A 6,214-nucleotide genomic window follows, 5' to 3' on the forward strand; every position below is an offset into this window, starting at 1 on the left:
GGTCGACTGGGAACCGGGAGCGGGCGCTGCTCGTTGAGAGTGTGTTCGCACAGCTCGAGCCAATAGAGAGGATCCGACGGTGCGGGAGACAAGCAACCCGGTATTTCGTTCGCTGCCCAAGCAGCGGGGCGGATACGCACAATTCGGTACGGGCGCGGCCCCCATGCAGGGCTATGGAGCCGACCCCTACGCGGCGCCCTACCAAGCTCCCTACCAGGAGGCCAGGGCTTCGCGTCCGCTGACCATCGACGACGTCGTCACCAAGACCGGCATCACGCTGGCGGTGCTGGCGGTGTCCGCCGTGGTCTCCTACTTCCTGGTGGCGTCCAACCTCGCGCTGGCGATGCCGCTGACCATGATCGGCGCGCTCGGCGGCCTCGGGCTGGTGCTGGTCGCGACCTTCGGCCGCAAGCAGGACAGCCCGGCGATCGTGCTCAGCTACGCCGTCCTCGAAGGCCTCTTCCTGGGCGCCATCTCGTTCGTGTTCGCAAACTTCGCGGTCTCGAACGCCAACGCGGGCGCGCTGATCGGGGAGGCCGTGCTGGGCACCTTCGGGGTGTTCTTCGGCATGCTCGTCGTCTACAAGACGGGCGCGATCCGGGTGACGCCCAAGTTCACCCGGATGCTGGTCGCCGCGATGTTCGGCGTCCTGGCCCTGATGCTCGGCAACTTCGTGCTCGCGATGTTCCACGTCAACGGCGGCGCGGGCCTGGGCCTGCGCAGCGGCGGTACGGTCGCGATCATCTTCTCGCTGGTGTGCATCGCGATCGCGGCGTTCAGCTTCCTGATCGACTTCGACGCGGCCGACCAGATGGTGCGCGCCGGGGCGCCGGAGAAGGCGGCCTGGGGCATCGCCCTCGGCCTGACCGTGACCCTGGTCTGGCTGTACATCGAGATCCTGCGTCTGCTCAGTTATCTGCAGAACGACTAGTTCCGTTCAACGAAAAGACCGGCACGCCAAGCGGCGTGCCGGTCTTTTCGTGTGCGTGCTGCGCGTCAGCTGAGCCGCTCGATGATCATCGCCATGCCTTGCCCGCCGCCGACACACATGGTCTCCAGGCCGAACGTCTTGTCGTGCGTCTGCAGGTTGTTGATCAGCGTGGTGGCGATGCGCGCGCCGGTCATGCCGAACGGGTGGCCCAGCGCGATCGCCCCGCCGGACACGTTCAGCTTGTCCTCGTCCATGCCCAGCTCGCGCGCCGAACCCAGCACCTGAACCGCGAAGGCCTCGTTGATCTCGTACAGGTCGATGTCGTTGATCGACATCCCGGCGCGGGCCAGCGCCTTCTTGCAAGCCTCGATCGGGCCCAGGCCCATGATCTCCGGTGAGAGGCCGCTGACCCCGGTCGACACGATGCGCGCCAGCGGGGTCAGGCCGAGTTCCTTGGCCTTGGTGTCGCTGGTGATCACCAGCGCGGCGGCGCCGTCGTTGAGCGGGCAGGCGTTGCCGGCGGTGATGGTGCCGTTGGGCCGGAACACCGGCTTGAGCTCGGAGACCTTCTCGTAGGTGGTTCCGGCGCGGGGGCCGTCATCGGTGCTGACGGTGCTGCCGTCGGGCAGGGTCACCGGGGAGATCTCGCGCTCGAAGAAGCCGCTCTTGATCGCCTCCTCGGCGCGGTTCTGGCTGCGCACGCCCCAGTGGTCCTGATCTTCGCGGCTGATCCCGGTCAGGATGGCGACGTTCTCCGCGGTCTGGCCCATCGCGATGTAGACGTCGGGCAGATTGCCGTCGGCGCGAGGGTCGTGCCACTCGTCGGCGCCGGCCGCCGCGGCCTGCGAACGCTCCTGGGCCTCGTCGAACAGCGGGTTCTTGGTGTCGGGCCACGAGTCGGAGTTGCCCTTGCCGAAGCGGGACACGGTCTCCACGCCCGCGGAGATGAACGCGTCGCCCTCGCCGGCCTTGATCGCGTGGAAGGCCATCCGGGTGGTCTGCAGCGACGACGAGCAATACCGGTTGACGGTGGTGCCGGGCAGGAAGTCGTAGCCGAGCTCGACGGCGACGACACGCGCCATGTTGAAGCCGGACTCGCCGCCCGGCAGCCCACAGCCGAGGATGAGGTCGTCGATCTGGTGGGGGTTGAGCGCGGGCACCTTGTCCAGCGCGGCCCGCACCATCTGGGCGGCCAGATCGTCGGGCCGCATGGAGACCAGCGACCCCTTCATCGCGCGGCCGATCGGCGAGCGGGCGGTTGAAACAATGACGGCTTCAGGCATGACGGTTCCCTTCAAATCCCTTCCGGATTCCGACGAGCTCGCGATCTGAAAACGCGTGGTGGTTCCACGCCGACGGGCTAGCTCGAATCTAGTCGGTGCCCACCAGGGGGTACGACGACGGGGCGGGTCCCGGCACGGGGCGTCGCCACAGTCGCGACATCACGCTGGCTCGGGTATGGCGCTGGCCGAGGACCGGCTCGGTCGTCGATGCCGCCAGGTCCATCGGCGGGATATCGACCTTCTCGCCCAGCGCTTCGCACAGCGCGCGCAGCAGCGCGTCGGCCGCGATCGCGTATGCCGGGGCGGACGGGTGGAAGCCGTCCGGGGAGAACATCACGTGGGGCGTGGACCGGAACTGCGGGGTCATCAGCTGCCCCAGCGGCACCGGCATGCCGCCCGCGGCGCGAACCGCCGCGGCTTGGGCGCGCGCAAGCTGCGAACAACGCTCGTGCGCGAGCGAACGCAGCGGCTGGGGGATGGCGGTGATGACCCCGAGATCCGGGCAGGTGCCGGCGATCACCACCGCGCCGCGGGCGCGCAGTTTGCGAACGCTCAACCCGAGCCGCTGGGCCGACTGGCTGACGCCGTTGAGGGCCGTCACATCGTTGGCGCCGACCATGATGACCGCCGCGTCGGGCGGCGCGCCCGCCACAAACATCGCATCCACTTGGCCGCAAACGCCTTTCGACGTGGCGCCGACGATGGCCTTGGTGCTCAGCCGGATCCGCTTGCCGGTCTGCTCGGCGAGGCCCCGCGCGATGCGCACCCCCGGCACTTCCTCGGCGCTGCTGCACCCGTAGCCGGCGGCCGTGGAGTCGCCGAAGATCATCAGGCTCAGGTCGAAGGGCACGCCGCGGTGCCACCGCTGCACCGGCCCGCCGCCGCGGGTGTACACACCGTCGGCGCGCGGGGGAATGTCCCACGACTTCGGAATGACGGTACGCGCGTGCGTCGCCTGGCCGACGAGCAGGTTTCGCGCCCCCAGGTAGGCAGTTCCCGTCGAGGCGAGTGCACCTGCTGTGGCCAGAGCGATCGCCGAACGACGTGGCAGCCGCATGGTCACGGAAGTCAGTTTAGTTCGGCTCGCTTGTTTGCGGGGTCGGCTGACCAACAATCCGGTCACGGCGGGAAACGAATTGGTATCGAATCGGGCTTTTCCGACGTTGTCGTGAAAAACGCCTGTCACCCTGATCCCCAGGGGTTGGCTGAGCGCCTCGAGCAAACGGCTGAACCAGACGCTTGGCCGCCTCGTCACATGCTGTATCGCACTACAAAGGCGTAGGAAGTGTTGAGCATGAGCGCACCCGGCAAGGTATCCGGCTGGCCCCAGAACGCCGTTCGCCCCCACGACGTGCTGAGGGCCCGCAGGGCCAAGACCCGTAAGTTCGCGATGAGCGACGGCACACCGGTCGAGGTCCTCGAATCCGGGCCCAGCGTTGCCGCGCGGCTGGCCAACGTGACGTCGCGGATCACCGTCCGGCCGGTGCTGTCCGTCGGCAGCCATGTGCCGAACTTCCCCTGGCCCTGGGGCCTCATCGACCTGGCCGCCCGGGCGGTGCTGCCGGTGTCGGCCACCGTCCGCGAAACGGTGAAGTTGCCCAACGCCTCGGCGCAGTTGGTGCGCGCACCCGGCGTCCTGCCCGCCGACGGCACCCGCCGGGTGGTCGTCTACTTCCACGGCGGCGCCTTCTTGACGTGCGGGGCGAACTCCCACGGCCGGCTGGTCGAAGCGCTGTCCAACTTCGCCGACGCGCCCGTCCTGGTGGTCAATTACCGGCTGCTGCCCAAGCACTCGATCGGGATGGCTCTCGACGATTGCCACGACGGCTACCAATGGCTGCGGCTACGCGGATATCAGCCGGATCAGATCGTGCTCGCCGGCGACTCCGCGGGCGGTTACCTGGCGCTCGCGCTCGCGCAACGCCTCCAGGAGGAAGACGAGGAACCCGCCGCCCTCGTGATGATCTCGCCGCTGCTGCAGCTGGCCAAGGAGTACAAGCAGGCGCACCCCAACATCGACACCGACGCGATGTTCTCCGCCCGGGCGTTCGACGCGCTCGCCGAGCTGGTCGCCAGCGCGGCGCGGAAGCGCACGATCGCCGGCAAACCCGAAGAGATCTACGAGCCGCTGGAGCACATCAAACCGGGCCTGCCGCGGACCCTGATCCACGTCTCGGGCTCCGAGGTGCTGCTGCACGACGCGCGGCTGGCGGCGAGCCGGTTGGCGGCGGTCGGCGTGCCGGCGGAGGTGCGGGTGTGGCCCGGCCAGATTCACGACTTCCAGCTGGCGGCACCTATGGTGCCGGAGGCGACCCGGTCGCTCCGCCAGATCGGCGACTACATCCGCGAGGCCACCGGCTAGCGCAACCGCCGTGGGCGCCAAGGGGAAGCACGTCGTGCACCCCCGAAGGGTGCCTGAGACGATGAACGCATGCGGATTGCCCAGCACATCAGTGAGCTCATCGGCGGCACGCCGCTGGTACGCCTGAACTCCGTCGTCCCCGAGGGCGCCGGGACCGTGGCGGCCAAAGTCGAGTACCTCAACCCAGGGGGGAGCTCGAAGGACCGGATCGCGGTGCGGATGATCGACGCCGCCGAAGCGAGCGGACTGCTGAAGCCGGGCGGCACCATCGTCGAACCCACCTCCGGCAACACCGGCGTCGGGCTCGCGCTGGTGGCTCAACAGCGCGGCTACAAATGCGTGTTCGTCTGCCCCGACAAGGTCGGCGAGGACAAGCGCAACGTGCTGCTCGCCTACGGCGCCGAGGTGGTCGTCTGCCCGACCGCGGTGCCGCCCGAGCACCCGGACAGCTACTACAGCGTCTCCGACCGGCTGACCCGCGAGATCGACGGTGCGTGGAAGCCCGACCAGTACGCCAACCCGGAGGGCCCGGCCAGCCACTACGCCACCACCGGCCCGGAGATCTGGGCCGACACCGACGGCAAGGTCACCCACTTCGTCGCCGGCATCGGCACCGGCGGCACCATCACCGGCGCCGGCCGCTACCTGAAGGAAGTGTCCGGCGGAGCGGTGCGCATCATCGGCGCGGACCCCGAGGGGTCGGTGTATTCCGGCGGCACCGGCCGCCCCTACCTGGTCGAGGGCGTCGGCGAGGATTTCTGGCCGGACGCGTACGACCGCACGGTGCCCGACCAGATCATCGCGGTGTCCGACTCGGACTCGTTCAACATGACCAGGCGGCTGGCCCGCGAGGAGGCGATGCTGGTCGGGGGGTCGTGCGGGATGGCGGTGGTGGCCGCGCTCAAGGTCGCCGAGGAGGCCGGGCCCGACGCGCTTGTCGTGGTCCTGCTGCCCGACGGCGGGCGCGGGTACATGGCGAAGATCTTCAACGACGCCTGGATGTCGTCGTACGGGTTCCTGCGCAGCCGTCTCGACGGGTCGACCGAGCAGGCCAGGGTGGGCGACGTGCTGCGCCGCAAATCGGGCGAGCTGCCCGACCTGGTTCACACCCATCCGTCCGAGACCGTGCGCGACGCCATCGGCATCCTGCGCGAGTACGGGGTGTCCCAGATGCCCGTGGTCGGCGCCGAGCCGCCGGTGATGGCCGGAGAGGTGGCGGGCAGCGTCTCCGAGCGCGAACTCCTGTCCGCGGTCTTCGAGGGCCGGGCCAAACTGGCCGACGCCGTCTCGTTGCACATGAGCCCGCCGCTGCCGATGATCGGCGCGGGGGAGCTGGTCAGCGCGGCCGGCAAGGCGCTGCGTGACTGGGACGCGTTGATGGTGGTCGAGGAGGGCAAACCGGTCGGGGTGATCACCCGATACGACCTGCTGGGCTTCCTCTCGGAGGCGCCTCGTGGACCAGCGGGGCGTCGCTAGCGAGTCTCGCCCGGCCGCCGCGCGCTCAGGTACTGTAATGCGGCCTGGTTCAGCTGGTCCGCCGTGGAAGGGGTGCCCATGACCGATCAACCGCCGCCCGGCGGCACAAATCCGCCACCTCCCCCGTCGCCCGAGTCAACCGGTGGGCAGGAAACCCCGCAC

5 protein-coding genes are annotated in these 6,214 nt (G+C 69.2%); 3 read left to right on the forward strand and 2 right to left on the reverse strand.

All coding sequences use genetic code 11. From position 1 onward, the window contains the following. Window positions 1-79: 79 nt before the first annotated feature. Complete coding sequence (locus A5692_RS02610; protein ID WP_068051684.1) at window positions 80-931, forward strand: Bax inhibitor-1/YccA family protein; 852 nt, start codon at window positions 80-82, stop codon at window positions 929-931. Window positions 932-996: 65 nt separating this feature from the next. Here A5692_RS02610 and A5692_RS02615 read toward each other — a convergent pair whose 3' ends face one another. Then, the gene (locus A5692_RS02615; protein ID WP_068051687.1) at window positions 997-2,214 is read right to left on the reverse strand and encodes an acetyl-CoA C-acetyltransferase; all 1,218 of its coding nucleotides are present in this window, start codon (window positions 2,212-2,214) and stop codon (window positions 997-999) included. A gap of 88 nt (window positions 2,215-2,302) precedes the next feature. Continuing rightward, a complete protein-coding gene (locus tag A5692_RS02620; RefSeq protein ID WP_156765897.1) occupies window positions 2,303-3,265 on the reverse strand; it encodes an SGNH/GDSL hydrolase family protein in 963 nt (320 codons plus the stop codon). A gap of 243 nt (window positions 3,266-3,508) precedes the next feature. Between A5692_RS02620 and A5692_RS02625 the strand changes: the two genes are divergently transcribed. Then, entirely contained in the window at window positions 3,509-4,576 is a 1,068-nt protein-coding gene (locus A5692_RS02625) for an alpha/beta hydrolase fold domain-containing protein (RefSeq protein WP_068051689.1), read from the forward strand. Window positions 4,577-4,645: 69 nt separating this feature from the next. Continuing rightward, a complete protein-coding gene (locus A5692_RS02630; protein WP_068051692.1) occupies window positions 4,646-6,052 on the forward strand; it encodes a cystathionine beta-synthase in 1,407 nt (468 codons plus the stop codon). The last annotated feature ends 162 nt before the right edge of the window (window positions 6,053-6,214 follow it).

The sequence above is a fragment of the Mycobacterium sp. E342 genome (assembly GCF_001667665.1).
Taxonomy (GTDB): domain Bacteria; phylum Actinomycetota; class Actinomycetes; order Mycobacteriales; family Mycobacteriaceae; genus Mycobacterium.

Coding starts and splice junctions, on each gene's coding strand:
- A5692_RS02625 (WP_068051689.1), top strand. CDS start 3,509: ATGAGCGCACCCGGCAAGGTATCCGGCTGGCCCCAGAACGCCGTTCGC.
- A5692_RS02615 (WP_068051687.1), bottom strand. CDS start 2,214: ATGCCTGAAGCCGTCATTGTTTCAACCGCCCGCTCGCCGATCGGCCGC.
- A5692_RS02630 (WP_068051692.1), top strand. CDS start 4,646: ATGCGGATTGCCCAGCACATCAGTGAGCTCATCGGCGGCACGCCGCTG.